24 protein-coding genes and 1 pseudogene are annotated in these 25,568 nt (G+C 40.2%); 22 read left to right on the plus strand and 3 right to left on the minus strand.

Annotated elements, in window-relative coordinates:
- Positions 1 to 378: 378 nt before the first annotated feature.
- From J2T13_RS19870 to J2T13_RS19895, 6 genes are all read left to right on the plus strand, one after another.
- On the plus strand, positions 379 to 1,482 hold the full coding sequence (locus tag J2T13_RS19870) for an NADH:flavin oxidoreductase (protein ID WP_429374106.1): 1,104 nt from the start codon (positions 379 to 381) through the stop codon (positions 1,480 to 1,482).
- A gap of 237 nt (positions 1,483 to 1,719) precedes the next feature.
- Complete coding sequence (gene nagZ, locus J2T13_RS19875) at positions 1,720 to 2,976, plus strand: beta-N-acetylhexosaminidase (protein ID WP_429374107.1); 1,257 nt, start codon at positions 1,720 to 1,722, stop codon at positions 2,974 to 2,976.
- 21 nt (positions 2,977 to 2,997) lie between these two features.
- Positions 2,998 to 3,615 (plus strand): sugar O-acetyltransferase, encoded by a 618-nt coding sequence (locus tag J2T13_RS19880; protein WP_429374108.1) that lies wholly within the window; start codon positions 2,998 to 3,000, stop codon positions 3,613 to 3,615.
- Between the two features lie 196 nt (positions 3,616 to 3,811).
- Positions 3,812 to 4,867 (plus strand): lactonase family protein, encoded by a 1,056-nt coding sequence (locus J2T13_RS19885; RefSeq protein ID WP_429374164.1) that lies wholly within the window; start codon positions 3,812 to 3,814, stop codon positions 4,865 to 4,867.
- A gap of 292 nt (positions 4,868 to 5,159) precedes the next feature.
- A complete protein-coding gene (locus tag J2T13_RS19890; RefSeq protein WP_429374109.1) occupies positions 5,160 to 5,594 on the plus strand; it encodes an NfeD family protein in 435 nt (144 codons plus the stop codon).
- Positions 5,594 to 6,535, plus strand: a complete 942-nt coding sequence (locus J2T13_RS19895; protein ID WP_429374110.1) for an SPFH domain-containing protein — start codon at positions 5,594 to 5,596, stop codon at positions 6,533 to 6,535. Before J2T13_RS19890 ends, J2T13_RS19895 begins: the two co-directional genes overlap by 1 nt.
- Positions 6,536 to 6,728: 193 nt before the next feature.
- On the opposite strand, the gene J2T13_RS19900 is transcribed toward J2T13_RS19895, so the two are convergent.
- A complete protein-coding gene (locus tag J2T13_RS19900; RefSeq protein WP_429374111.1) occupies positions 6,729 to 7,796 on the minus strand; it encodes a peptidoglycan DD-metalloendopeptidase family protein in 1,068 nt (355 codons plus the stop codon).
- Between the two features lie 216 nt (positions 7,797 to 8,012).
- Here J2T13_RS19900 and J2T13_RS19905 point away from each other — a divergent pair, with 216 nt between their 5' ends.
- The 5 genes from J2T13_RS19905 (at position 8,013) to J2T13_RS19925 (ending at position 13,976) form a co-directional block, all read left to right on the plus strand.
- On the plus strand, positions 8,013 to 8,771 hold the full coding sequence (locus J2T13_RS19905) for a response regulator transcription factor (RefSeq protein WP_429374112.1): 759 nt from the start codon (positions 8,013 to 8,015) through the stop codon (positions 8,769 to 8,771).
- Positions 8,768 to 10,522 carry a sensor histidine kinase gene (locus tag J2T13_RS19910; RefSeq protein ID WP_429374113.1) on the plus strand — a complete coding sequence of 585 codons (1,755 nt, stop codon included), beginning with the start codon at positions 8,768 to 8,770 and terminating at the stop codon, positions 10,520 to 10,522. Before J2T13_RS19905 ends, J2T13_RS19910 begins: the two co-directional genes overlap by 4 nt.
- 128 nt (positions 10,523 to 10,650) lie before the next feature.
- Positions 10,651 to 11,847 (plus strand): AI-2E family transporter, encoded by a 1,197-nt coding sequence (locus tag J2T13_RS19915; RefSeq protein ID WP_429374114.1) that lies wholly within the window; start codon positions 10,651 to 10,653, stop codon positions 11,845 to 11,847.
- Positions 11,848 to 12,071: 224 nt separating this feature from the next.
- The gene (locus J2T13_RS19920) at positions 12,072 to 13,487 is read left to right on the plus strand and encodes a DNA-binding protein (protein ID WP_429374115.1); all 1,416 of its coding nucleotides are present in this window, start codon (positions 12,072 to 12,074) and stop codon (positions 13,485 to 13,487) included.
- Between the two features lie 255 nt (positions 13,488 to 13,742).
- Positions 13,743 to 13,976 (plus strand): Spo0E family sporulation regulatory protein-aspartic acid phosphatase, encoded by a 234-nt coding sequence (locus J2T13_RS19925; protein WP_429374116.1) that lies wholly within the window; start codon positions 13,743 to 13,745, stop codon positions 13,974 to 13,976.
- A 50-nt stretch (positions 13,977 to 14,026) separates the two neighbouring features.
- On the opposite strand, the gene J2T13_RS19930 is transcribed toward J2T13_RS19925, so the two are convergent.
- Positions 14,027 to 14,158 carry a DUF4023 domain-containing protein gene (locus J2T13_RS19930; protein ID WP_429374117.1) on the minus strand — a complete coding sequence of 44 codons (132 nt, stop codon included), beginning with the start codon at positions 14,156 to 14,158 and terminating at the stop codon, positions 14,027 to 14,029.
- A gap of 93 nt (positions 14,159 to 14,251) precedes the next feature.
- Positions 14,252 to 15,145: a C40 family peptidase gene (locus tag J2T13_RS19935; protein ID WP_429374118.1), complete on the minus strand. Its 894-nt coding sequence runs from the start codon at positions 15,143 to 15,145 to the stop codon at positions 14,252 to 14,254.
- Between the two features lie 298 nt (positions 15,146 to 15,443).
- On the opposite strand from J2T13_RS19935, the gene J2T13_RS19940 reads away from it, so the two are divergent.
- The 11 genes and pseudogenes from J2T13_RS19940 to J2T13_RS19990 all read left to right on the plus strand — a co-directional run bounded on the left by J2T13_RS19940 (position 15,444) and on the right by J2T13_RS19990 (position 25,442).
- Entirely contained in the window at positions 15,444 to 16,394 is a 951-nt protein-coding gene (locus J2T13_RS19940; protein ID WP_429374119.1) for an ABC transporter permease, read from the plus strand.
- The gene (locus tag J2T13_RS19945; protein WP_429374120.1) at positions 16,394 to 17,338 is read left to right on the plus strand and encodes an iron chelate uptake ABC transporter family permease subunit; all 945 of its coding nucleotides are present in this window, start codon (positions 16,394 to 16,396) and stop codon (positions 17,336 to 17,338) included. The genes J2T13_RS19940 and J2T13_RS19945 overlap by 1 nt, the downstream gene beginning before the upstream one ends.
- Positions 17,335 to 18,093, plus strand: coding sequence for an ABC transporter ATP-binding protein (locus tag J2T13_RS19950; RefSeq protein WP_429374121.1), 759 nt, complete (start codon positions 17,335 to 17,337; stop codon positions 18,091 to 18,093). Before J2T13_RS19945 ends, J2T13_RS19950 begins: the two co-directional genes overlap by 4 nt.
- A gap of 117 nt (positions 18,094 to 18,210) precedes the next feature.
- Positions 18,211 to 19,212, plus strand: a complete 1,002-nt coding sequence (locus J2T13_RS19955; protein ID WP_429374122.1) for a siderophore ABC transporter substrate-binding protein — start codon at positions 18,211 to 18,213, stop codon at positions 19,210 to 19,212.
- Positions 19,213 to 19,275: 63 nt separating this feature from the next.
- The gene (locus J2T13_RS19960; RefSeq protein WP_429374123.1) at positions 19,276 to 19,536 is read left to right on the plus strand and encodes a hypothetical protein; all 261 of its coding nucleotides are present in this window, start codon (positions 19,276 to 19,278) and stop codon (positions 19,534 to 19,536) included.
- Positions 19,537 to 19,867: 331 nt separating this feature from the next.
- Entirely contained in the window at positions 19,868 to 20,353 is a 486-nt protein-coding gene (locus J2T13_RS19965) for a VanZ family protein (protein WP_429374124.1), read from the plus strand.
- Positions 20,354 to 20,646: 293 nt separating this feature from the next.
- Positions 20,647 to 21,068: pseudogene (locus J2T13_RS19970) on the plus strand (transposase); the annotation flags it as partial.
- Positions 21,069 to 21,168: 100 nt separating this feature from the next.
- The gene (locus J2T13_RS19975) at positions 21,169 to 21,801 is read left to right on the plus strand and encodes an Ig-like domain-containing protein (RefSeq protein WP_429374125.1); all 633 of its coding nucleotides are present in this window, start codon (positions 21,169 to 21,171) and stop codon (positions 21,799 to 21,801) included.
- Positions 21,798 to 22,109 carry an S-layer homology domain-containing protein gene (locus tag J2T13_RS19980; protein ID WP_429374126.1) on the plus strand — a complete coding sequence of 104 codons (312 nt, stop codon included), beginning with the start codon at positions 21,798 to 21,800 and terminating at the stop codon, positions 22,107 to 22,109. The genes J2T13_RS19975 and J2T13_RS19980 overlap by 4 nt, the downstream gene beginning before the upstream one ends.
- 205 nt (positions 22,110 to 22,314) lie before the next feature.
- A complete protein-coding gene (locus J2T13_RS19985; RefSeq protein ID WP_429374127.1) occupies positions 22,315 to 24,057 on the plus strand; it encodes a sensor histidine kinase in 1,743 nt (580 codons plus the stop codon).
- A complete protein-coding gene (locus J2T13_RS19990; RefSeq protein ID WP_429374128.1) occupies positions 24,054 to 25,442 on the plus strand; it encodes a response regulator transcription factor in 1,389 nt (462 codons plus the stop codon). Before J2T13_RS19985 ends, J2T13_RS19990 begins: the two co-directional genes overlap by 4 nt.
- Positions 25,443 to 25,568: the final 126 nt, after the last annotated feature.

Consider the following 25,568-nt stretch of genomic DNA (forward strand, 5'->3'; position numbering starts at 1 on the left):
ACAAGCGAGGTGTTTTTGTCAATACGGATAAATTTATTGATTTCTTCTTACGGTCTTAAGGGTTTAAGCTGATAATCCAGCTGCGAAAGTTGAGTAAATAAATTGAAGGTATTTGTATGTAGAATCGTATACAATGCTTTATCCCCTTAGAGTAGACATTCAACCTCCGTGATAATTATGAGGGAATGGATGAGCTAGAAGGGGATATTTTTATGGGGAAAAACGACCGTGCGAATCGCGAAGGATCACTATTATTCTTGATAATCGATGCCTGCCTAGGATGTGAAATTTTGAATTCTAACCGAATAAGTTATACAATAGGATAACAATGAATTAATGATGACATAACTAATCTGAATAAAAAGGAGCTTCTGATCTATGACAATATCCGTTTTATTTAAATCATTCGAAGTAGGAAACCTTACTCTTCCTAACCGCATCGTAATGGCGCCAATGACACGTGGATTTTCTCCAGAGGGAGTTCCGGGTCAGAACGTTGTTGACTATTACCGTTGCCGTGCAGCGAATGGAGTAGGGCTGATTATTACGGAAGGTACGGCGATCAATCATCCAGCCGCAGTAAGCGGAGCAAGCATCCCTCTCTTCTATGGCGAAGACGCATTAAACGGATGGTCTCAGGTAGTGAACGCGGTTCATGAAGCAGGTGGGAAGATCATGCCACAATTATGGCATGTAGGTATGGCACGCCGTAAGGGCGATCTGCCGAACCTCGAAGCACTTCCAATTGGCCCTTCAGGCTACGATATCTCTGGTGAACAAGTGACCGAACCAATGACAGAAGATGAGATTCAAGAAGTGATTAAAGCTTTTGCGCAAGCGGCAAGTGATGCCAAGCGGATCGGATTTGATGGCATTGAACTTCATGGAGCACACGGTTATTTGATTGATCAATTCTTCTGGGAGCATACCAATCGTCGTACTGATCGTTACGGTGGGGATGCGGTAGGACGAACCCGTTTTGCCGTTGAAATCATTGAAGCATGCCGTCGTGCCGTGGGCCCTGACTTTCCGATCGTACTTCGGTTTTCACAGTGGAAGATGAGAAATTACGAGGCTAAATTAGTACAGACACCTGAGCAGCTTGAACGCTTTTTGGCTCCGTTGTCGGTGGCTGGTGTAGATATATTTCACTGCTCAACCCGGCGATTCTGGCTTCCGGAATTTGAGGGTTCAGATCTGAACCTTGCAGGCTGGACGCATAAGTTAACCGGTAAACCAGCGATTTCAGTCGGATCGGTCGGTTTGGATTCAGAGTTTGGGAGTAGTGCTCTACCAGAGAATGAGGTACAGGGTGATGTCAATCTCGATAAACTAGTTAAACGGATGGAGAATGGGGAGTTTGATTTAATTGCTGTGGGGCGAGTATTATTAGGTGACCCTGAATGGGTAGCCAAAATCAGAGACGATCGCACAGCCGAGATCGTACCTTTTACTTCAGAAACGTTGAAGACTTTGAGATGAGGTTGAGTTCATCGAGGATAATAACGAAATGAGGGGCCCAAGTGTGGCTCCTTTTTCGTGTTTTATTTTCAAAAGTAGCCTGTCTATGATAATGTAAGCCTGAGTCCGAATTTCACGTGATTATTAGTAAAAGGTTATGCTTAAATGAAATAGACAACACCAGGAAGGAAGGATACTGACGACATGTTAAACCATAAACGACCTAAATGCTCAGTTACTAACTTGGTGGTTATGCTGATGATGATCTTGTTACTTATAGCGGGTTGCTCTTCCCAAGCCCCATCACCATCTACAACACCAAACCAGGGAGAAGCGGGAACTACAACTCCCGAAACTGGAGGCAACTCAATCAATCATTCTAATGGAGACAACGTAACACCAATAGAAGAGGAAGATCCGATTACTTTGAAAATGGGCAAGATGTCTATAGAAGAGAAGGTTGGACAAATGATCCTTGCAGGAGTGGATGGTACCGAACTCGACGCGAGAGCTACACAGATGATTGCTGAACAAAAGGTTGGTGGAATCATTCTGTATTCCAACAATGTCTCCGACCTGCAAGGTACAGTACAATTTGTTAAAGCTTTGAAGCAGGCCAATGCAGGTAACCCTGTGCCTCTATTCATGAGTGTGGACCAGGAAGGCGGCCAAGTCAGTCGGATGCCGAAAGAACTGCTCTCCATTCCATCTAACGCTAGCGTGGGAAAGACGAAGAGTGCAGATTTGGCAGAGACGATGGGTAAGCTACTCGCTCGGGAGCTTCTCTTAACTGGGTTTAACGTGAATTTTGCGCCTGTACTTGATGTGAATAGTAATCCGAATAATCCCGTTATTGGAGATCGTTCATTTGGAAGCTCTGCGAATCAGGTTGCGGAACTGGGTATTGCTGAGATGAAGGGATTAAGAAGTGAGGGAGTCATTCCTGTTGTCAAACATTTTCCTGGCCACGGTGATACTTCTGTTGATTCTCATCTCGATTTGCCTGTGGTGAACAAGTCGTTGGATCAGCTTAAGAAGTTGGAATGGATTCCTTTTGCAGCTGCTGTACAAGAAGATGTGGAAGCGGTGATGGTCGCGCATATTCTATTCCCTAAGCTCGATCCCGACAAGCCGGCATCGCTATCTGAGGTCATTATCGGTCAGCATCTGCGTGGGGAACTCAACTATCAGGGTGTTGTGATTACAGATGATCTAAGCATGGGTGCAATCGAGAAGAACTTTGAACTGAATGATGTAACGATTGATACCGTCAAGGCGGGAAGCGATATATTACTTGTTGCACATAGTTATGACAGTGCGAAGCTGATCTTTGATACCTTGCTGCAAAGTGTGAAGGACGGAACCATTTCGGAATCGCGTATTGATGAAAGTGTGTATCGAATATTATCACTGAAGAGTCGCTATAATTTAGTGGACAATCAGGAACCAACTGGGAATGTGCAGGATCTCAATAAAGATATTGAAGCTTGGCGTAAGCAGGTCAATGCTCAGTAGGGAAATGAAGGAGAATTGAAAATGACTGAAAAAGAAAAAATGTTAAATGGAAAGTTGTATCTAGCATTTGGTGAGGAACTTGCAGGAGAACGACAACATGCCAAAGAATTAGTTTTTGATTATAATGGGTTACGTCCTAGTGAAATAGAACAGCGTAATAGCATCCTCAAGAAGCTATTAGGACAGACAGGTAAAGACTTTTATATAGAGCCGCCATTCCGTTGTGATTATGGCTACAACATTTGTATTGGAGAGAATTTTTACGCCAATTATAATTGTATTATTCTAGATTGTGCAAAAGTAACGATTGGAGATAATGTCATGTTTGCTCCGAATGTAAGCCTTTTTGCCGCAGGTCATCCGGTAGAACATGAACTAAGAAATTCAGGGAAAGAATATGCCTTTCCGATTACGATCGGCAATAATGTCTGGTTGGGCGGCGGAGTCATTGTTAATCCTGGCGTTACCATAGGAGATAACACCGTCATTGGTTCAGGGAGTGTAGTTACGAAGAATATTCCTGACAATGTGATCGCTGCTGGCAATCCGTGTAAAGTCATTCGGTCCATTACTGAAGAGGATAAAGTGAAATACTTTAAGACTCTAACCGTTGATGAAGATCCTTCAAACGAAACTTAAATAGCAAGATTCAAGGGACAAGGAAGTTCTGTAACCATGGTATAATAACCGTTTACTTCTTTGGAGAGGCATGATACTCGCTCCGATCAAATGCCGGTGAGTCATCTTTATGCTATATTTATAATGAAGGTTAGATAGAGCTAAGTACAATGGATTGAAGGAGGAATTACAATTGACAGTTAATAATAAACAATCGATGTTCGTTTTTGTAGGTTCTTATGCAGAAGCAGATCATAGTGGTGTGTACGTATATTCTTTTGATAAAGGGACTGGGGAATTATCTCTCGTGGACGAATTTACGGGGTTAAAGAACCCAACATTCCTAAATGTTGATCCTAAGCAACATATTCTATACGCCATCTCAGAGACTCAATCTGCTGAAGGGGCAAAGATAGGAGAGGCGGCAGCTTTTTCTATCGATCCAACTTCTGGAGTACTAGGTTTGATGAATAGAAATGTCAACATACAATCCACTACCTGCCATATTCAGAGAGATCCTCACCATCCCTATCTTATCGTTGTGAGTTACCATGGGGGCACTGTAGGTCTCCTCTCCATTGAGAATGATGGTCGTGTGGGCGCGCTACTTGATGTTAAGCAACATGAAGGACATGGAGCACATCCAGAACGACAGGATCGACCACATCCACATTCCTCTTTTTTTAGTCCAGATGGTAAAGTTCTGTTCGTTCAGGACTTAGGGCTAGATATCATTCAATCCTATAGGATTGAAGCAGGTAAATTAGTAGAGTCAGGTAAAACCGAGCTTCATGCAGGAGCTGGGCCAAGACATCTAGCTTTTCACCCTAATGGACAATATGCATTCGTCATTAACGAGGTCGATTCGACGATTACATCTTTCGCTTACGATGCAGAAGCGGGTCGGTTAAATACGATAGAAACCGTTCCGACATTGCCTTCGGACTTTAAAGAAGAGAATACGTGCGCAGAAATTACGGTATCCAATGATGGGAAATTTGTGTATGGTGCGAATCGTGGACATGACAGTATTGTTGTCTATGCATTTGATGAATCAACGTCTATACTCACTTATGTGGAACATGTACATACAGAAGGTGCGCATCCTAGACATTTCTCATTAACACCAGAAGGTGACTACATGATTGTAGCCAACCGTGATACGGATAACATAGTCACTTTCAATGTGGATCAAGTAAGCGGTAAGCTATCCTATACAGGGCATAGTGTGAAGGTATCTAAGCCCGTGTGCGTACAACCTTATTATATGTAAATCATTGCTCTTAACATGTAGCCCTGACAATATTGTCAGGGCTTTTTTCGTCACATAGTTGAGAAAGAAGAATGTTTAACAGCCCACGTTAGTATGTATAGATGGATAGAGTATTTGGATGTAGTGGAACTATTTCTACATTTCTATAATGATCCATGGTATAGTTGAATATAATGTAATAAATACACAATTATCGGAAGATGCTAGGGGATTTTAAATGATTTTGTCGAATTTTTCATCTAATATGTTTCTGTTAACGGTTTCAATACTATTTAAAAGGTGGTGAACTTGAATGGAACTTTGGGCAATATGGCTAATTATTGGTCTAGTACTGTTTATCGTTGAAATGTTAACCCTAACCTTTTACTTACTTTGGCTTGGTGTTGGAGCCTTTGTAGCTGCGGTTGTTGCCTTTCTAGTACCGGATTTACTTCTAATTCAGACGCTTTCTGGATGTGCTGTTGCTATCCTACTTACCCTTTTTACGAAGCCATTAACTCAGCAAATTCGTAATTCTAGAGGATTCAAAGATGTTATTGATGAATTGGTTGGCAAGCAGGGTCTAGTTATCGAAGAAATACCTGAAGGAAAGTACGGTATTGTGAAAATTGGTAATGAAACATGGACAGCATCTTCACATGAATTTTTACCGCTGGGTCAGATGGTCATTGTTACACATCGAGGCAATACAATCATAGAAGTACAAAAATGGGGAGGCGTTTCTTAATGGGGTTCATAATTGCAATTATTATTCTAGTTATTGTTGTAGTATTCATTGCACTTACCGTAAAAATTGTACCACAGCAAAGAGTTGGCGTTGTAGAACGATTGGGTAAATTTCACCGTCTACTTAATCCAGGGTTAAATATTCTTATTCCGATTATCGATCACGTCAGAATTTTTCATGACTTACGGATTCAACAGGCGAATGTACCTCCACAGACCGTAATCACTAAAGATAATGTACAGGTTCAGATTGACACGATTATTTTCTATCAAGTGGTTGGACCTGAACAGGCTACTTACGGTATCTCAGATTATGTGTATGGTGTACGTAATATATCAACGGCAACAATGCGTCAGATTATCGGTAAGATGGAACTTGATGAAACCTTATCAGGTCGCGAGAAGATATCAATCGATATTCGTCTAGCCTTAGATGAAGCTACTGAGAAGTGGGGCGTGCGGATTGAACGGGTTGAGGTTATTGATATTCAGCCTCCTTTAGATATTCAAGAAGCGATGGATAAGCAAATGAAGGCTGAGCGTAGTAAACGTGCCATCGTTCTAGAAGCTGAGGCTGCGAAGCAGGATATGATCCTGCGGGCAGAGGGCGACAAGCAGAGTAAGATTCTGAAGGCTGAAGGGGATAAGGAAGCTCGTATTCGCCAAGCAGAGGGATTAGGTCAGGCACAAGAGCTTGAAGCACTGGGTGAGGCAAAAGCGATAGAAGCGGTTGCTGAAGCGGAAAAGAGACGGATTGTGCTCTTGCGTGAAGCGGGTCTCGATGAGAATGTACTGGCATATCGGTCATTTGAAGCACTGGGTGAGATCGCTAAAGGACCGGCTAACAAAGTATTCCTTCCTAGTAACGCTGTTGAAATGCTGGGTAGCCTCGGCGCAATTGGAGAATTATTTAAGTCCAAGAACACAGATACGAAAGCATAAGAGCATGACTCCGGTATAGGAAAACCACAAATGTGGGCTGATCCTCTCTAAGTTGAATACTCAAAAACCCCCATAAGTTCATGAGGGAGTGAGTAGACTTGGAGGGGTATTTTCTATTTCCATGGTGATAAATGACGAGTGTTGTGTAATCTAACGATTCGGTTACAGCGATTCTAATGATCGCTTGCGCAGATTATATGGGAGATTGGATCGTCTGACCTTTTACAGGATTAAGATCATTGTTCCAGTGTATATTTAGTGACTGGGAAGCGAAGAGATCTGCTCCATCCGATACCTGATAGTGAAGGTGTGGTTCACTGGAATTGCCTGAGTTACCGAGCTGCCCGATGACATCTCCCGATTTCACGTGATCGCCTGATTTTACTGTAGCAGAGCCCTGCTTAAGATGTGCCAAATAGCTGTATTCCCCACCATGATCAATGATGACTACATTCCCAGCAGGTTCTTTTTCGTTCATAACACCCACAGGTTCATTATCCGCAATATCGTTCACAACTGTTATGACGATTCCATCTGCCGGAGCGATAATATCTTGGCCAAAGGCATAATAGCTTTCATTCTTCAGCGGTTCACCGATATAGGAGACACCGTCGACCTCCTGGACGAAGTCATAGGCATAACGTTGGCTCTCATGCTCATAGTGGTAGTTATCCATTACGTTCGTACCGCCCCAGAACACATACCAATCTCCATGAAAAGGTAGCTCAAAGACAGTGTAAGTCTTCTTCTTATCTGTTTCCGGGTAAGACGCTAGCCCCATAATTTGCAACCCCAATATCGTGCCCTTGTCGTCAAATAATGCCATGATCCCCTTGTCTCCAGCTGGATTTATCCAAACCCGTCGTTCATTACCATTTAGTAGCATAACAGATGAGGGTGGAAAGGATTGTATTCCATGTGTAAATGTTGAAGCCATATCTGCAAAACTACTTTCGCTAACTTGCTCCTTGAAACTAGCACTGAAATGAGCGTAAATACCGCTGTAATTCCCGCTAAGCATTGCTTGTGGAAGCTCCTCAGGCTTGATTAATGTGCTTAGGGTATCGACAGATTGCGATTCAATCGGAGAGGTTGATGCTGTCGTGGACTTCTGATCGTTCGAAGAAGCGGGATTAGAGTTAGTCTTCACTACTTTCTCTCCTCCACAAGCGGATAACAGAAAAACCAGAGCGGATGTGCCCAATAATACTCTACTATAATTGCCGGAATGATTGATAAAACGATGATAGTTGTCTCTCACTCTTATTCCCCCTCTACTTCAATGAATATCATAACTGCTCTTTTATTGTATCTTCTTAGTATTGTCGCTTGTGTAACGCTGTATTAACACTTCCTTAACTTTTAGCTCAAATTTACAGAGTCGAATTAAGGTTCTGTTAAGTTACGGTATCTGTTTCTAGCGAATGAAATCATGTTATGCTTAATGGTATATAAAGGGATTGAAAGGGGAACGGGTATGAATGATGCTTCCATTCTATTAGTTGACGATGAACAATCTATCGTGGAGCTTATAAAGACGGTACTACATAAAGAAGGCTACACGCATATTGATTCTGTGAGAACAGGTGAAGAGGCAATCGTAGCATGCCAAGCTAAAATATATGATCTGATTGTGTTGGATGTCATGTTACCGGGACGAAGTGGAATCGAGGTGTGTCCGTTCCTCCGGGAAACGACGAATGCTCCTATTCTATTCCTCTCTGCACGAATATCTGACTTTGACAAGCTGACAGGTTTCGCTGTTGGTGGTGAAGATTACATAACGAAACCATTCAATCCGCTTGAATTGGTTGCTCGGATCCGATCGCAGCTTCGCCGATATCTTGGTTACACGGGCGGTGCGGAACCTTTAAAGGAAGCTAGTAAGGATCAATGGAGCGGACGGACTAACTTGTATGATTATGGTAGATTTCAAGTGAATGAAGCGGCCGGTGAGTTGAGGGTAGAAGGGGACATCGTTCCATGCCCAGCACTGGTGTTTCAATTGCTGCTTTTTTTATGCAAAAATCCGAATCGATTGTTTACGAAAAGTGAGCTGTATGAATATGTGTGGGGTGAGGAGACGCTTAGTGATGATAATACAGTAATGGTGCATATTCATCGAATCAGAGAGCGCATTGAGCTTGAACCCTCGAGGCCCACACTTCTGGTTAATGTAAGAGGACTCGGCTATAAGCTTGTACATGAGAATCCTAGGAGAATCTATCCAACATGAATATAAAACGCCGATTAACGCTGAGATTCGCACTGCATTCAGCCATTGCGGGTTTGATCATTTTGGTGATAGCAGCAATTACCGTATTGTGGGTGTTGCAGCGATTCGCTGACATTTCTATGTCGAATAATTTTGCATCCGTCGGATTGGAGCGTCTCGTAGAATCCTCAGAGTTCGGGGTGGATGGCATCTCCTTCGACCCACAACTACTGGAGCAGGTAAAAAAGAACAACGGATGGCTTCAAAGCCTGGACGAAATGGGTGGATTGGAGAGTTCCTTCAATACGCCGCCCGATCTTCCTAAGCAATATGCACCGGGTGAACTGATCGCTTATTGGAGAGGTGAAAGGGAATTTCCATATGAGCTTTATCTATGGATTCAAGAAAAGAACGGGAGACTTTACACTTTGTTATATGGGATTCCTAAAGTGATTGAACCTCTTATGAGGACAGTTAGTGAAGCTAATCCTACTGTGTCCGATGGGAAGCTTGTGCTTCCACAAGAGGTAGCAAATCGCATCAGCGGGCTAAGAGGTTATGTTCAGCTGCTAGATTCCGGAGGCATGCAAATGGCATCCTTTAACAGGCCAACTTCCGTACCGGAGCAATATAGCATTCAAGAGTTAGCGCTACGTGCACAGTATGACGAAAGATATGGCTTCAAGATCGCTACATTCTACGACGAAGAGGAAGATGTAACATGGGTAGTAGGATTGCCATTTAATGGAGGCGTCTACTCTGGTAAAGAATCGTTTATACCTGAAGAAGCACGTGTTGTCTTTATCGGAATTGCTGGTATGCTCGCCGCTACCTTAGTTATATTTGCCCTACTCTCTTTATTGAATGCGCATCGATTCGGTACACCTATACTTCATATGCAGGTATGGCTGGATTCACTAGGGAAGGCAACTTTTGAGGAGCCAAAAGACCGCAAGGGACATCCTAGAAGCCGCAAAGGATCTGGTAAATGGAGAGGGAAATACCGCGTATTTGCTAATGTGATGTTCGCCATGGATAAGCTGTCAGGTATTCTGAAACGTGATCAGGATCTACGTCAGCACACAGACACCTTGCGTGAGGAATGGATTACAGGTATTACCCATGATCTGAAAACGCCTCTATCTTCCATTAAGGGGTATGCCCATTTGATGGTTGAGGATACATACGAATGGTCGATGGTTGAAGTTCGTAAATTCTCGGCTATTATGCTGGAGAAGTCTGAACATATGGATACACTAATTAGTGATCTTGCCATCACCTATCGAATGAAGACGGGTATCCATCCGCCTATGATGGAAGAAGTTGAGATGAATGTTTGGCTTGGAAATACATTAGTTCAGGCGGCTGCTAACCCTGTATATGGTGAAGGAAGAATTAAATATAACACTGCTCAAAGAGACGTAATGGCGCACCTCTATACGCCTTGGCTTGAGCGGATTGTATACAATTTAACAGCAAACGCACTCCTTCACAATTCACCCGATACGCAACTTACGGTTACACTAAGTGAGAAAGAGGGGGAGGGCATGGTTATTCTCTTCACGGATAACGGTAAGGGCATGGACGAGATCACGACAGCAAATCTGTTCGAGCGTTACTATCGTGGCGTGGACACGGCCTCTACTACATTCGGTTCAGGCTTGGGAATGGCGGTCTCCAAAGGGTTAGTTGAGGCAATGGGCGGCCTAATCACTGCTGAATCGACTCCCGGTAAAGGAACGACCATCCGGTTGAGTTGGGTAAGAATGTAACGCGGAAACATTCAATGAATATGTGACACGGATCAAGATGGAGTAAGCGAAATAGGTTTAAAGTTGGAATCCAAGGGATCAAATAAGTTATAATTGAATTTATAAACTTACGAAGGAAGCCGATGCCGATGAGTCAAGCACCAAACGGGATGAAAAAGCGATCCAGATTGCTACTTCAACAGAAACATATAACCTTCTTATTTGTGCTATTGATGATAGGTTTAATTATTCTAGTCTTCACCAAAGTTTCATATGTATTTGAGCCACTTAAAATTATAGTAGCAACAGTATCCGTACCCATTATTCTAGCCACGGTAGCGTATTATTTACTTAATCCTCTCGTCGATATATTGGAACGTCATAAGGTGAAGAGGGGATATTCCATTCTGTTTGTCTATGTTCTTATTATGGGTCTAATCACGATTCTAATTGTTGAGATTATACCCGTCGTTCGTGAACAAATTATGGGCTTGATCGAGAATTTTCCTTTGTATAGTAAAGAGGCACAAGAGTTATTTGAGAGTTGGTTCGGTAGTGATTTATTCTCGCAAATACAGCAAAATGTTGGTGTTAACGTTCTAGATATTACGCAAGATATTTCTGCAAAAGTAGCCACATTCTTTAATAGCACATTTAAAGGGATTGGTAACGTAGTAGGAGCAGTAACCGAATTTATCCTAGCCTTTATTATTGCACCTTTTATCCTAGTGTATTTACTGAAAGATGGTAAAAAGCTTCCCCAATTTTTGTTGAATTTTCTTCCCGTGAAATATCGTCCGCGTACCCATAAAGTGATGAGCGAGATGAGCCATCAGATCAGTTCATATATCCGTGGACAGATTATTGTGAGCTTCTGTATTGGAATACTCCTCTATATTGGATATCTTATCATAGGGCTTGATTATTCTGTTGTGCTAGCAATCATTGCTGCTTGTACTAGTGTTGTCCCTTATTTAGGACCTACAATTGCTATTGCACCGGCGATCATTGTTGCAATAGTGACTTCTCCATTTATGCTAGTCAAAATGATTATTGTCTGGACGATCGTTCAGCTCATTGAAGGGAAATTTATCTCTCCGCAGATTATGGGGAAGACGCTCAAGATTCATCCGATTACCATTATTTTTGTGATCTTAGTTTCCGGTAAAATTTTTGGGGTGGTTGGAATTATATTAGCAGTTCCTGGCTATGCGATGCTTAAAGTTCTTGTCATGAACGTCTTCCAATGGTTCAAGGAATCTTCAGAATTGTACGAAGTTGATCCTGAAATTATCGAGGACCCAAATGAAGTGAAGACAGAAAAGGTTGTCTTTAAAGAAAACTAAAAAGACATTAAAACCATCAGGGAAAGAATTTCCTGGTGGTTTTTTGATTCGTCTAGTATGGATACTATTCCTTGGGGCTGATTGTGACGAATTTGCTAAAGTTATATTAAAAGATTATTAATTGACCATATATCAATTTATTCGTATAATTGTAATTATATAGAATAATAAACTAAATAAGGTTCAGTGAAATATAATGAACTTTCTGTGATAGGGGTGATGGAATGAGTCCTGCAACCACGATTCGAGCAGAAATTATAAATCATATAGAAAGCTTTGGACATACACTTACTAGTTTCGGACAAGCCTCAGGCATTAATAAGGGTGTGATTAGCGCAATACTAAATAATAATCCACCAAAGCCCATTTCAGTGCGGCAGGTAGATCTCATTACAGAGGCACTTGGCTATGATGAGGGTGCATTGTATAACATGTATGTAGATGAATGTTTCGTCAATGAGAAGCCGAATGGTAGAAGGATTAGTTCATTTCTTATTCGCTGTGCAGAGCTTGGTAAAGAGGACACTATTGATTATGTGTTATCTAGGTTGATGGAGAACCTTACCTATTTAACGTTAATTTTCTCTATCGCTGAAAGGTTGTACATAAGTGGGAAGACTAAGGAATCCATTATATTCTACAAATGTGTTGCCGAGAATGAGAAGTATCAACATTCTGAGAGGTTAGCGATTAGCCAATATCGTATATTTAGAGCTTCTATTGGGCTTGATGCGGAACAAAGTATGGAGGTTACACTTCAGTTTATTGCCTATCGTAAGAGATTACCGGAGAATTATCAGTTGGATGCGTTGGTTGAACTAATGAACATCTACTACACTATGAATAAGTGGGAGAAAGTTGAGCAATATGCGGATGAGTTAATCACCCTTTCCACCATAGTTTTACAGAATGAGAAGCGTCTAAGATTAGGAAATAGGTCCGATGAACCGTTGGTAACAGACAAGCCATTGGTGAACTATTACGCTTACGGTTATTTAATGAAGGGTGTAGCATTAGAACAGGAGGGAAGCTATAAGGAAGCCTTGAAATATGTTGCTGGCTATGCGGATTTAAGCTGGATAGAGGGATTAGATCAAGAAGGACACTTAATAGTAGAAAGATATCATATGTGGTCAATAGCTAACACATATACATTAGAAATTCTTATGGGGAATGTAAATATTCTTCCAGAGTATACTCAATTATTGCATGACAATCCACAAGAAATTCTGCCTGGTCTACTTACCATTATGAAATCTGTAAACCGGCATGGCTTCTCCGTCGACGATATTCTAGTGCAGTTTAACGATGCTATTCTTGAATATGAAAAAGACCCTTTCTCAGATTTAAGTAATGGTTACACTAATGTTTATAATAGAGTAAGATATGCGGATCTGTGTTACCAAATTGCAATATACCATTTCACTAAAATGAGATATAGAGAAGGTATTAGACATACTTTACAAAGTATAACAATTAATGCTAATATAAACAGAAAGAGCGAAGTTATTGATTCTATGTCGTTATTTGATAGATATAGGAGATTCGCTACTGAAGAAGAATTGAAACAGTATTCTAGAATTATAAAAGGAGGATGCAATCATGAAAACATTGGTAGCTTCAATAGTTGTAGTTCTTAGCTTAAGTAGCGTTATTCTAATCGGATCACCAATCAATTCAAATGTTGTAAAACCATTAAATCATGGCGTTGGACATACTTAATTTCGTGATTGAATATGACTTCTACAGAAGCCCTTCGGATTTTTTCGAAGGGTTCTTTCATTGTCAAGTAAGAAGAATAAACAAGTTATGATTAAATTGAAAATAGAAACCCTAGAAAGTAATAATTTGGTAACTTGTATTATTGTTATAGTAAACAAAGGAGGGAGTAATTTTTGGATATAATAACAGTTTACAAATTACTAGAGTCCAGACGAAGTGAATTAAATAACCTAGCCAAAAAATATGATGTTAGAGATCAGCGGCTCTTGGTAAAGTCAGTAGAACTTGATCGAATTATAAATATGTACATGAAGAAATTCCATGAAGTTGGGGTTCAGCATCATATTCAAAACAAAGGAATAGCAGATATAAGCTGTGCTAGAGAGCTTATAGGAACCAAGGGATGATTAAACCGAAAAACGGTAACGTTTCCAGATAAGAAACGTTACCGCACTGGTTATTTGTTTGTACTGTGTTTCTTATTGGATAATTTATCACTTGGTGTTCCTTTACCGTGATGTTCCTTATTTTTTTCCTCTTTAGCCTGTGTATCATGTAATTTCTTTACATAATCATGTGTATTATCCATTTGTTTTCGAGCCTCCTCGTATTTACTATCTATACTATCTCCATCAATGGTCCAATTCATTACTATAAGATGATCATTCACATATATTAGAAATTATAGGACGCGTCGCATAAAAAGAATCACATTACTCCAATAACCCGTGTCCAAATTACTGATCTGTACGCCTGGATCTCCCCATGTATGAATAAACTTTCCTTCTCCTATATAAATTCCCACATGACCTGGGATGGTATTCTTTTCAAAGCGACCAGGAACGGTGAAGAATATTAAATCCCCAGGTTTCAAGTTGTCCCGTGTGACCTCACTACCTTCTTCACCTTGCTGTCTAGCCAGTCTAGGTAGGTCCTTATTAACTTTTTTGTACACGTGTTGAGTGAAAGAGGAGCAATCAAAGGTCTTCGTTTGTTCATACGGTTCCGCTCCGAATTCGTAAGGGACTCCTAAATATTTTTTGGCATGTGAGATAAGCTCATTAGTGTCTGTTGAAGTGCTAGCGATCGATAAGGATTTCTGTTGAATTTTTTTCGATGAGTCCACATCATGAAGAGGTGAAATTTCTATCCTATGATATCTTTGATTCCATTTAACGTCTGTGTGGAGCAGACTTGAGAGAGAATCAGATGTTAAATATAATTTCCCATCCTGGCGGATAGGTGCTTCTTTCAAGTGAACGGTTGTCCCTAATGATGAAGCTTTTTTGTGTCCAAGATATGCCTGATACATAGGATCGGTATAACCAATTTGGACAGCGTTTCCTGAATCTTTCATACGAAGACCAAGGGATTGAACGGCATGTTCTAAGGGGATCCACGTTTTTCCTGAATAATCGGTATATAGGACTTTATCAGTAAACGTCCCAGCGGCATTAGCAGAAGGCGAGGTGTCTTGTTCCTTAGCAGTATTACTACAAGATATACATAGTAGCAGAATGATACAGGTGGCTCCTGTCTTTAGAGAACGTTTACCTAGGTAGGTCGGCTTTATCATATACGAACACTCCATTACTGTTATAGTCTACCTCGACAATTGAATAATGAGATCATTCATTCATTCATTTATCAATCCGAGAGAGCTTTAAGTTAATGTGCGTCATCGTATGTATTTTTATTACTACAATGATAAAAAATATGTTAGTTGTAAAAGATGTTCTTAATGTAAATGATTTTCGGTTGACAATCCCCAGTATAACAGTATAATTAAATTTGTTATTTAATTGATAATGAGTATCGTTATTGATTGGATGTAACTAGAATATAATACAATTCGGGAAGAGTAAGGAAGAACTATGAAAAAGAGATATTTGCTTATTACACTTGTTGTTTTTTCATTTATTTCGATCTTCATCGGGGTCAAAGACATCTCCCCAATGGATATCTTCCAATTAACAGAACAACAGATTCAAACGTTAGTGATCAGTAGGTTTCCGCGTCTAATCAGCATTATTATAGCTGGCATGAGTATGAGTATTGTCGGATTAATTATGCAGCAGCTGACGCGTAATAAGTTTGTGTCGCCAACGACAGCAGGAACGATGGATTCGGCAAGATTTGGAATCCTCGTAGCTATGATGGTATTCTCTAATGCCACATCGTTACAGAAAATGTTAGTTGCATTCATCTTTGCACTTATAGGTACCTTTATCTTTATGAAGATTCTAGACAAGGTGAAATATAAGGATGCGATCTTCATACCGTTAGTAGGGATTATGTTTGGGAATGTTGTCGGGTCGATTACGACATTTTTTGCCTACAAGAATGATTTAATTCAGAATATGGCTTCATGGTTGCAAGGGGATTTCTCGGTGATCTTGAAGGGACGGTATGAAATGTTATATATCAGTATTCCGCTTGTTATTATCGCTTACATATTTGCAAACCGCTTCACTATTGCGGGTATGGGTGAGGATTTCGCTAAGAATTTAGGCTTGAAATATAAACAAGTCGTAAATATTGGATTGGTTATCGTAGCTGCTGTGTCCTCAATCGTTATACTAACGGTAGGGATGATTCCCTTCTTGGGATTGGTTGTCCCGAATATTGTGACGATCTATCAAGGAGATAATCTGAAGAAAAGCCTCTCACATACCGCGTTATTAGGAGCTGTATTCCTTCTATTCTGTGACATTTTAGGTAGACTTGTCATCTATCCTTATGAGATCTCTATTGGTCTTACCGTCGGTGTGTTAGGTAGCGGGATATTTATATACTTACTTATTAGAAGAAAGGCATATGCATAATGAAAGTGAAGCTCAGTATTTTGTTGGTCATTGTAATGGCACTGATCGCTCTTTTTCTTTTGTATGACGTAGGCGGTCACTGGGATTATGTTCTTCCAAGAAGAAGTAAGAAGATTCTAGCGATGGTTATTACAGGTGGCGCAATTGCGTTCTCAACAGTTGTATTTCAGACCATCACAAACAATCGTATTTTGACACCTAGTATTCTAGGTTTGGATTCGTTATACATGTTGTTTCAGACTTTTATTATTTATGCTTTTGGATCTACGAATTTAACATCGGCTGATCGAAATATTAACTTTTTGATTTCTGTCGCGCTAATGGTGGGATTCTCTGGTGTGTTTTACAAGATTCTTTTTCGTAAAGAAGGGCAGAGTAACATTTACTTTCTTCTATTGATTGGAATGATACTAGGAACATTCTTCGGTAGTATATCTTCCTTTATGGAAGTACTTATTGACCCTAATGAGTTCATGATGTTGCAGGACAAAATGTTCGCCAGCTTCAACAATATAAATACGGATTTATTAATCATATCGATTATTGCGATCCTAGGTGTTACCGTATATTTCTTGCAATTCATTAAGTATCTAGATGTTATCTCGTTGGGAAGAGATCAGGCTGTCAATCTAGGTGTGAATTACGATTATGTTGTTAAAAGACTACTTGTAGTTGTAGCGATCCTGATGTCTATTGCAACCGCATTAGTCGGTCCAATTACTTTCTTAGGACTACTGGTAGTGAATGTAGCTCATCAATTCCTCAAAACGTATCAACATAAATACTTAATCTTTGGATCTATACTCATCAGCATTATTGCATTAATCGGAGGACAATTTATTGTCGAGAAGGTATTTACATTCTCCACCACACTAAGTGTCATTATTAACTTTGTTGGGGGAGCGTACTTTATATATCTTCTGTTAAAGGAGAATAAGTCGTGATAGAAGTCAGAAATGTATCCAAACAATATGCAGATAAACGTGTCGTTGATGATGTTACCCTTCAGATTACCAAAGGAACCATTACTTCTTTTATCGGACCTAACGGTGCAGGGAAAAGTACGCTTCTATCGATGATCAGTCGTCTCATAACGAAGGATCAAGGAGAAATTTATATTGAGGGACAGGAAATTAGCAAGGTTAAAAGTAATGATCTGGCTAAGCAAATTTCGATCCTGAAACAATCGAACCATATTAATATCCGCTTAACCATTAAGGAATTGGTGAGCTTTGGAAGGTTTCCCTATTCGCAAGGTAGACTGACTGAGGAAGACTGGAAGTATGTAAATGACGCGATTGAGTACATGGATCTTGGAGACATTCAAGATAAATACCTGGACCAATTAAGCGGAGGGCAGAACCAACGAGCGTATATCGCAATGGTTATTGCACAGAACACGGAGTATATTCTACTGGATGAACCTCTCAATAATTTAGATATGAAGCACTCTGTGCAAATTATGAAAGTGTTAAGACGAATGGTAGATGAACTTGGTAAGACGGTCATTATCGTCATTCATGATATTAATTTTGCTTCGGTCTATTCCGATTATATCGTGGCTCTGAAGGATGGAGCAGTTATTAAAGAGGGTGCAACACACGACATTATTAATCGAAATGTTCTTATGGATGTGTATGGCATGGATATTCATATTGAGGAAATAAAGGACCATAAAATATGTGTTTATTTCGCTTAAGGATAGACCTTACTTCGTAAATTATGATGTGCGTATACCATGCGTAAAGGCGCCAGTGTGGTACAACGAGCAGCAATGATTTTAATAGTATTACAAAAAAGACTAGGAGTGATTGAATTGAAGAAAAACGTACTTATGATCGTAATGACTGTAATGATGGCTGTAATCGTGGCTGCATGCGGCAACAATAGTAACAAAGAGGCAACGAATTCAACGACTGAACCTGCAGGAAATACAACCAATTCAGCAGCACCTGCTGAAGTGGAGAACAAGGAATTGACGATCACGCATAAATTAGGTGAAACCAAAGTTCAGACGAACCCAGAGAAAGTGGTTGTATTTGATTTCGGTATCCTAGATTCACTTGATAAGTTAGGTGTAGAAGTGACTGGCGTACCTCAAGCAAACATTCCTCCGTACCTTGCTAAATATGAAGATACGAAATATACCAACGTGGGAAGCTTGAAAGAACCTGATTTCGAGGCAATCAATGCACTTGATCCTGATCTTATCATCATCTCTGGGAGACAACAGGATGCATATGAAGAGTTGACGAAGATTGCACCAACGATTTTCTTAGGAGTAGATAGCACGAAATTAGTAGAGTCTTTCAAAGAGAATATGAATACATTAGGTCAGATCTATGATAAACAAGCACAGATTGACGAAGAGTTAGCTACGATTGACGCATCGATCAAAGACATTAATGATAAAGCAAAGGCAAGTGGTAAAAATGCATTAATCGTGCTAGCTAATGAAGGTAAACTGAGCGCCTATGGTGCAGGTTCGAGATTCGGAATCATTCATGATGTACTAGGGTTTACACCTGCAGATGTAAATATTGAAGTATCAACGCATGGACAAAGTATTACTTCTGAGTTCATCCAAGAGAAGAATCCAGACTATCTATTTGTTATTGACAGAGATAGTGCTGTAGCTACAACCGACGAAAAAACGGCTTCAGCTAAGGATACTGTTGAGAACGAATTAGTGAAGAATACGAACGCCTTCAAAGAAGGTCATATCGTGTATCTTGATCCTAACTATTGGTATCTATCCGGTGGTGGTCTAGTATCTATGGTAGAGATGATCAATGAAATTGGTGCAGCGATTCAATAAGCGACGCCCACACGGCCCTTCCATCCCGTTCATATAGTAGGATGGAAGGGAGGAACATTAACTATGTTACCTAGATCCCATTACAAGACAGCTAAGAAACATTTGAATAAGTTTGTAAAGGTCAAAACGAAGTATGGAAGTACCTTTTATGGGGAGATCATCAAAGTAAGTTCTACGAAAATATACTTGAAGGTTTCATCCGTTAAAAGTAGTACAAAAGCTCATACTTCTTTTGCACCCTTCATTCTACCTTTGGTACTATTTGATTTACTTGCGATTATTCTTTTGGCTACGCCTAGAAGAAGACCTCTATATCGTAAATAGCTTTTATTCTATAAACAGCTGAGATCATATTCTCGGCTGTTTTTTGGCGTTTTGGCCAAAGGAGAACGATAAGATATCCCATAGGAGGAATAAATACTATTATAATGCGCATTAGTAGGAGGGGGATTATTGAACTATTGTTCATTGTATTCATTATGTTGTATATTTTAAGACGATGCATAAAAACATATAGGGATGGTAGTTGTAAGAAAGTTTACATTGCCTTGGGTATGGAATATTCAAGGTATGTGCGTATCGAACATAATAAACAAGAATCCGACAGTGAATGAAGACTGTATCCGTGCTCAGTGCTTCTTAAGAGGTGAATGCAATGAAAAAGTATTATAGATGGATACCCTGTATACTCCTGATGGTGCTGATCTTCTACTTATCGTCACAGACCTATCAGCAGCAGGATCTAAGACCGCAAATCCAGAAATCTTTTCCAGGTCAATCACTGATCAAACATTTGGGAGGGGTGGATTTCAATTACGCAGGACAGGAAGTAAGTATCCAGAATATAGGGATTGCAGGTTTTATTGAGTTTTTTATTCGAAAAAGTGCCCATTTCTCTATTTACTTTGTGCTTGGGATCTCGCTAGTGTATGCCTTGAAAACTAGAGGACGATTACAAAGTTTTCTTGGGGCTATCTTGATTTCTTTTCTATACGCTTGTTCTGATGAACTTCATCAAAGTTTCACACCCAACCGGAGCCCTATGCTTCAAGACGTAATATTGGATTCGATTGGGGCTACCATGGGTGTCACTGTTGTTGTTATAGCCAGTTTGATTTGGAAAAGGGACAAGGCTACATAATATGCAGGGGTAAGCTTAGTTTTGATGACGCCAATGGAAAGGATATAGATAGCACATTAGATAAGGCATAATGCGAATGAAGGGGCTGTCCCATAAGTCATGAAAATGGCTAGAGGCACCTTTTTTTTGTAGGAGGAAAATTAGTTATCTGAGAGGTCGCTTTTACGAAATCGTTCCGTCCTCTGCGCTACTTTAAGCATATTTTTGCAACTTTTCAACCGAAAACAACACAAAAAAATCGCTGTTTTTGGTAAAATGGAAGTACGACCAACCATTCCAAAGGAGCGATTTCTTTGTACATTCAATATACCATGGACCAACTTTTCTTGCCAATGGATTTACAAGAAGACATTCCACAAAATCACCTCGTTCGTCTTGTCAATGCTGCCGTAAATCGGCTGGACGATGCCATCTTTGACGCAGCTTATCCCGGTGTTGTGGACGTGACAGCTACCACCCTAAAATGCTTACCAAAGTCATCATTTACGCCTACACTCAGCGAATTTATTCCTCCCGTCAAATTGCACTATCCATCCGAGAAAACATTCCGTTCATGTGGCTGGCTGGACGACAACGTCCAGACTTTCGCACAATAAATCGTTTCCGTTCCGAAAGGATGCGGGATGTGCTCGAAACACTATTTACTGCCGTCCTTCAGTTTCTAGTTGAGGAAAAATACGTTTCCCTCGAACATTACTTTCTGGACCGATTGAAGCCGCAGAACAAGCCAAAACTGCGAGGGCTGTCCGCTAAAGGAACGTTGCACGAAGGCAGTAGGAAATCGGGATATTGAAACTGTTTCATATCTTTTCTTTGTGAGGAAATATCAGTCATATTTTGATAAGACAACTTTTGAATTTAATCAGGAACAAACCTTCGATCTTGCACCGTGGGCATATCAGATTTTCACTACTAACATAGCAGTGGGATCGATAAACGTTAGTAGTCATGAAGGATTAACAAGCATTGCAACAAAAGGTGGTACATTGCAACTGACCACTGATGTATTACCCACCAATGCAACAAATAAGGCGGTTACATGGGGCATTCAAAGCGGAGAAAATTATGCAAGTGTGTCAGAAACAGGACTCGTGACTGCAATAGCAAATGGATCCGTTGTTGTAAAGGCAAGATCTCTCAGCGATCCAAGTGTTACAAAAACATTTACCGTCTCGATACAGGTCGAGGACATCGCTGGAGGAGGTACTTTACCAAATACCCCAAATAGCGAAACAAACACTGCAACGAACACTGGATCGAGTACTGGAAACGTTACAAAATCTAGCATAGAAAAAATAAAGGGTATTGTTACTTTTAATGAAGACAGTCTAAAGAACACAAGTGGTAATATAGTAACTTTATCTGTGGATAGTGGTACGGAACAGATATTGATTCCAACCGAAGTATTGCACGCGCAGAGTTTGCGGCACTGTTGGTGCGATCGTTGAACCTCAAGGCCGTCGGAAACAGTGGATTCTCAGATGTATTAGGGGACGAATGGTATGCTGGTGCTGTTACGGCTGCCGCTGAAGCGGGGATCATCAACGGACGAAGCGAGGGTGTTCTTGATCCGAGGTCGCAGGTGACAAGACAGGAAATGGACGTCATGTTAAAGCGGGCTTACGTGTTCAAAAATGGGAATAAAGAACTCGCTGCCGGTCCATTGAATGGTGAAGACGGAGAAGAATTTGAACCAGAGTCACTAATGACACGTGCCGAAGCGGCGAAAGCCATATATTCATTATTGAATAACTAGTACAGAACACAAGAATTCGATTACCTTAAAGGTATTAGGATTCTTGTGATCCTATATGTTCCGACCATTGAATCCGTACATCACTTCGTGATATGGATTTGCTGCAACATAGGACAAATCTAGTTATTATGCTATTTTGATGGTAACATGAATTCATCAACAAATACATAAACGATGCTCATATTTGAGCCAGACAGGGGATTGGATGAATAAGAACTTCATAATAGAACGTTTTAAACAGGTCACTTTCAAAAATAGAATCATTTCTATCTTTCTTTTCGGTAGTTTAGTTCCTTTTATCTGTCTTGGATTCGTCTCTTTCTTTACGATCAATTCGATCCTTGTTAATAAAGTGAAAAGCGCTATCGAAAGTAACTTGGAACAAGATATGATAACGTTACAAAATGCATTGAATAACATGAATCACGTCTCTCAACAGCTTGCGTTTGGCGGAGGAACCAATAAACTGATTGAAGAAATACAGAATCTAGATCAGTCATATGAACGAATGCAGCTTCTAAATGAGCTTAAAAGTGAGCTAAATGTCATTTCCTTCTCAAATCCTAATGTTGGGTTAATCATGTATTACTACCCCGAGACAAGTTCGTATGAATTAGAAAATTTTAGTATTAGGGGCCGATTTTCACCAGAAGAACTTCCGATCATGTCGCAATATTCAGATATTACCTACTACGGTCCTCATAAAAGCTACAATGGTTCCATTAATCAATATGTGTTTAGTACGATGAGGAAAGTCAATCTACCCGATCAGAACGTTTATTTATACATTGAGACAGGCCGTAACGCGTTACAAAACATATTTGCTCCCCAGAATCGGAAAGCGGATTCACGCCGTTTACTGATCCTTGATAATGACGGAAGAATTGCATTCAGTGAAGATGCTCAGAATTTCCCTGAGAAAGAGTTGTTTCCTGGTTACAGTAGCCCTGAAGTCACCTCAGGAGAGCATGGTCAATATTTTTGGAGTAAGGAAACAAGCAATCAAGGATGGAGCATCGTATCCATCACCCCTATGAAGGAATTGAATCAAGAGAGAAACCAATGGCTTGTTAAAACGACCTTATTTTTTATCTTATTTATATGTGTGTCGTTATTTAGTGCATGGGTTTTGTGGAAAATGGTGTATAAGCCGTTAGGGAAGTTTAATACAGAAATTAAATCCTTAATTCAAACCAATTCTAAGGAGGATACGGAATTAACAGATATACCTGAGTTTGATTTTCTGTTGCATCAGATCAGAAGTATGAAGAGACAGATATGGCAGTTATATGGGGAGATTGAAGAGAAAGAAAAGCGAAGAGCAGATTTGGAAGTTGAGAAATTGTTATATCAAATTAATCCACATTTTCTCATGAATACGTTGGACACCGTTCATTGGCTGGCTGTGTTTAGCGGGCATGATGAAATCGATAAATTAGTGCTTTCATTAAATAAACTGCTAAGTTATAATTTGGGGAAAATGGGTGAATCCACGACCATCGGCGATGAAGTACAGGCCTTAAAGGAGTACTTGCAATTACAACAAATACGATATGATTTTCAATTTGATGTCGATATTAACGTAGATGAGAACGCGATGGGATTATTAATACCCCGTTTCATCCTGCAACCTTTGGTGGAAAATGCCCTTTATCATGGCGTGAGCGACGCTGGATATATTCATGTGGATATCAAATCTAATGATGGCCTTGATATTATAATCCAAGATAATGGCGCGGGAATGTCAGAAGAAAAAATCGATCGTTTATTAAATGACGACTCGAAGGAGAGTCAAAAGGTGGGCATGGGGATCGGCATGAGATATGTTAAGAGTATTCTGCATGCGAACTATGGGGAAACGGCAAGATTAGAAATCAAAAGTGAGATTGGTAAAGGTACGATCGTTTCTTTACGCATACCCCTCTCTGGAGGTGATCTGCTCTCATGATTCGCGTATTGATCGTAGACGATGAAAAAATCGTTCGCAAGGGACTGGCTTCCTTCATGCCCTGGAAGGAATTCGGGATGACTGTTGTGGGTGAGGCCAATAATGGCGAGAATGCTCTCCAATTCATAGAAACAAACAAGGTTGATCTATTGCTTACGGACTTGTCCATGCCCGTGATGTCTGGTATCGAGTTAATGAGAGAGGTCCGTCAAAGACACCCTCATATCCAAATTGTCGTAATGACACTACATCAAGATTTTGAATATGTGCAGGAGGCACTCCGTCTGGGAGCTATTGATTATATTTCCAAAACACAGTTGGAGAAAGAGCGATTCGAAGATGTATTGGGTAGAATTGCTTCGCTTATTGAACAGAGGGATCCATTAAAGGGAACTCCGATCCATCAAGATGAGATAGAGCAAGCGGATGAGATATTTGTTCTATACGCTTTACACCAACAAAATGACGATTTGAAAGCGGATATTCTATTGCCGAGGGGAGCAATTGAGGCAGATGTAGGCATTTGGTATTGGACAGACATTCTAGAAGAAGAAAAGCTGATGATCCTTGAGACGGTGTCTAATGCACACTCTTCGAATCCGGATTTCGTTCTTTTTTGTTTTGGAGACTTAAAGGGGTTGGAGCGAAAGTCTATTTTACAACTTCTCCGAGCCTATCGAAAGAGTGACTTATTTTATGATTACGATCCAATTCATCCTTATCAGACGATTAACAGTGCTGTATTTCTGAATAGGATAAAGTCTGGATCCAGCCATGAAATAAATGAGATTAAAGAAAAATGGCTAGGCTCAGAATGGATATATGACGATCAGGATTTTGAAGCTATGATAAATGATCTTAAATCAATTAAATTGCCCTCTATCAGATTGACTAGGATATTCACTTCCCTAGTGGATGAATGGAATAGGCTATATCGTCAAATTTTACCGCATCCTATCTTGATTGATGACTTTTTCTCCTGCTGGTCTCAGTTTGAGTCGTGGCTCAGGGAAACGAAGGAAATGACCAGACTTGCAAATACAAAGAATCAATACTCCAATGAGATTCAGAATAGTATTGCGAAAGCAATGAATATGGTACAGAGAATGATGAATGAACCCCTACCGGCAGGGGAAATCGCCCAAAAAGTAAATATGAGCAGTAGTTATTTCAGTCAGTGTTTTAAAGATATCGTTGGTCAAACCTACACAGACTATTTGCGAGATATTCGCATGGAGAGAGCGAAAGAATATTTAAGAGATACAACAAAGACGATACAGTGGATTTCTGAACAGATTGGCTACAACGATGAGAAGTACTTCAGTCGCTTATTTCGAGAGCATGTAGGTATACTGCCTTCCATGTATAGAAAAAATTTAAAATGATCGTTCTAATTAAATATGGCAAGACGTCAAGATAGAGATTCGTCTGAAAAGGGGTAGACTCTTTTCGGGCGTTTTTTTATTTTCGCTATATTCTCAACTATATTCGCAATCATTCTCTAACTTAGA

The organism is Paenibacillus sp. DS2015 (genome assembly GCF_050433705.1).
Lineage (GTDB): Bacteria > Bacillota > Bacilli > Paenibacillales > Paenibacillaceae > Paenibacillus_AQ.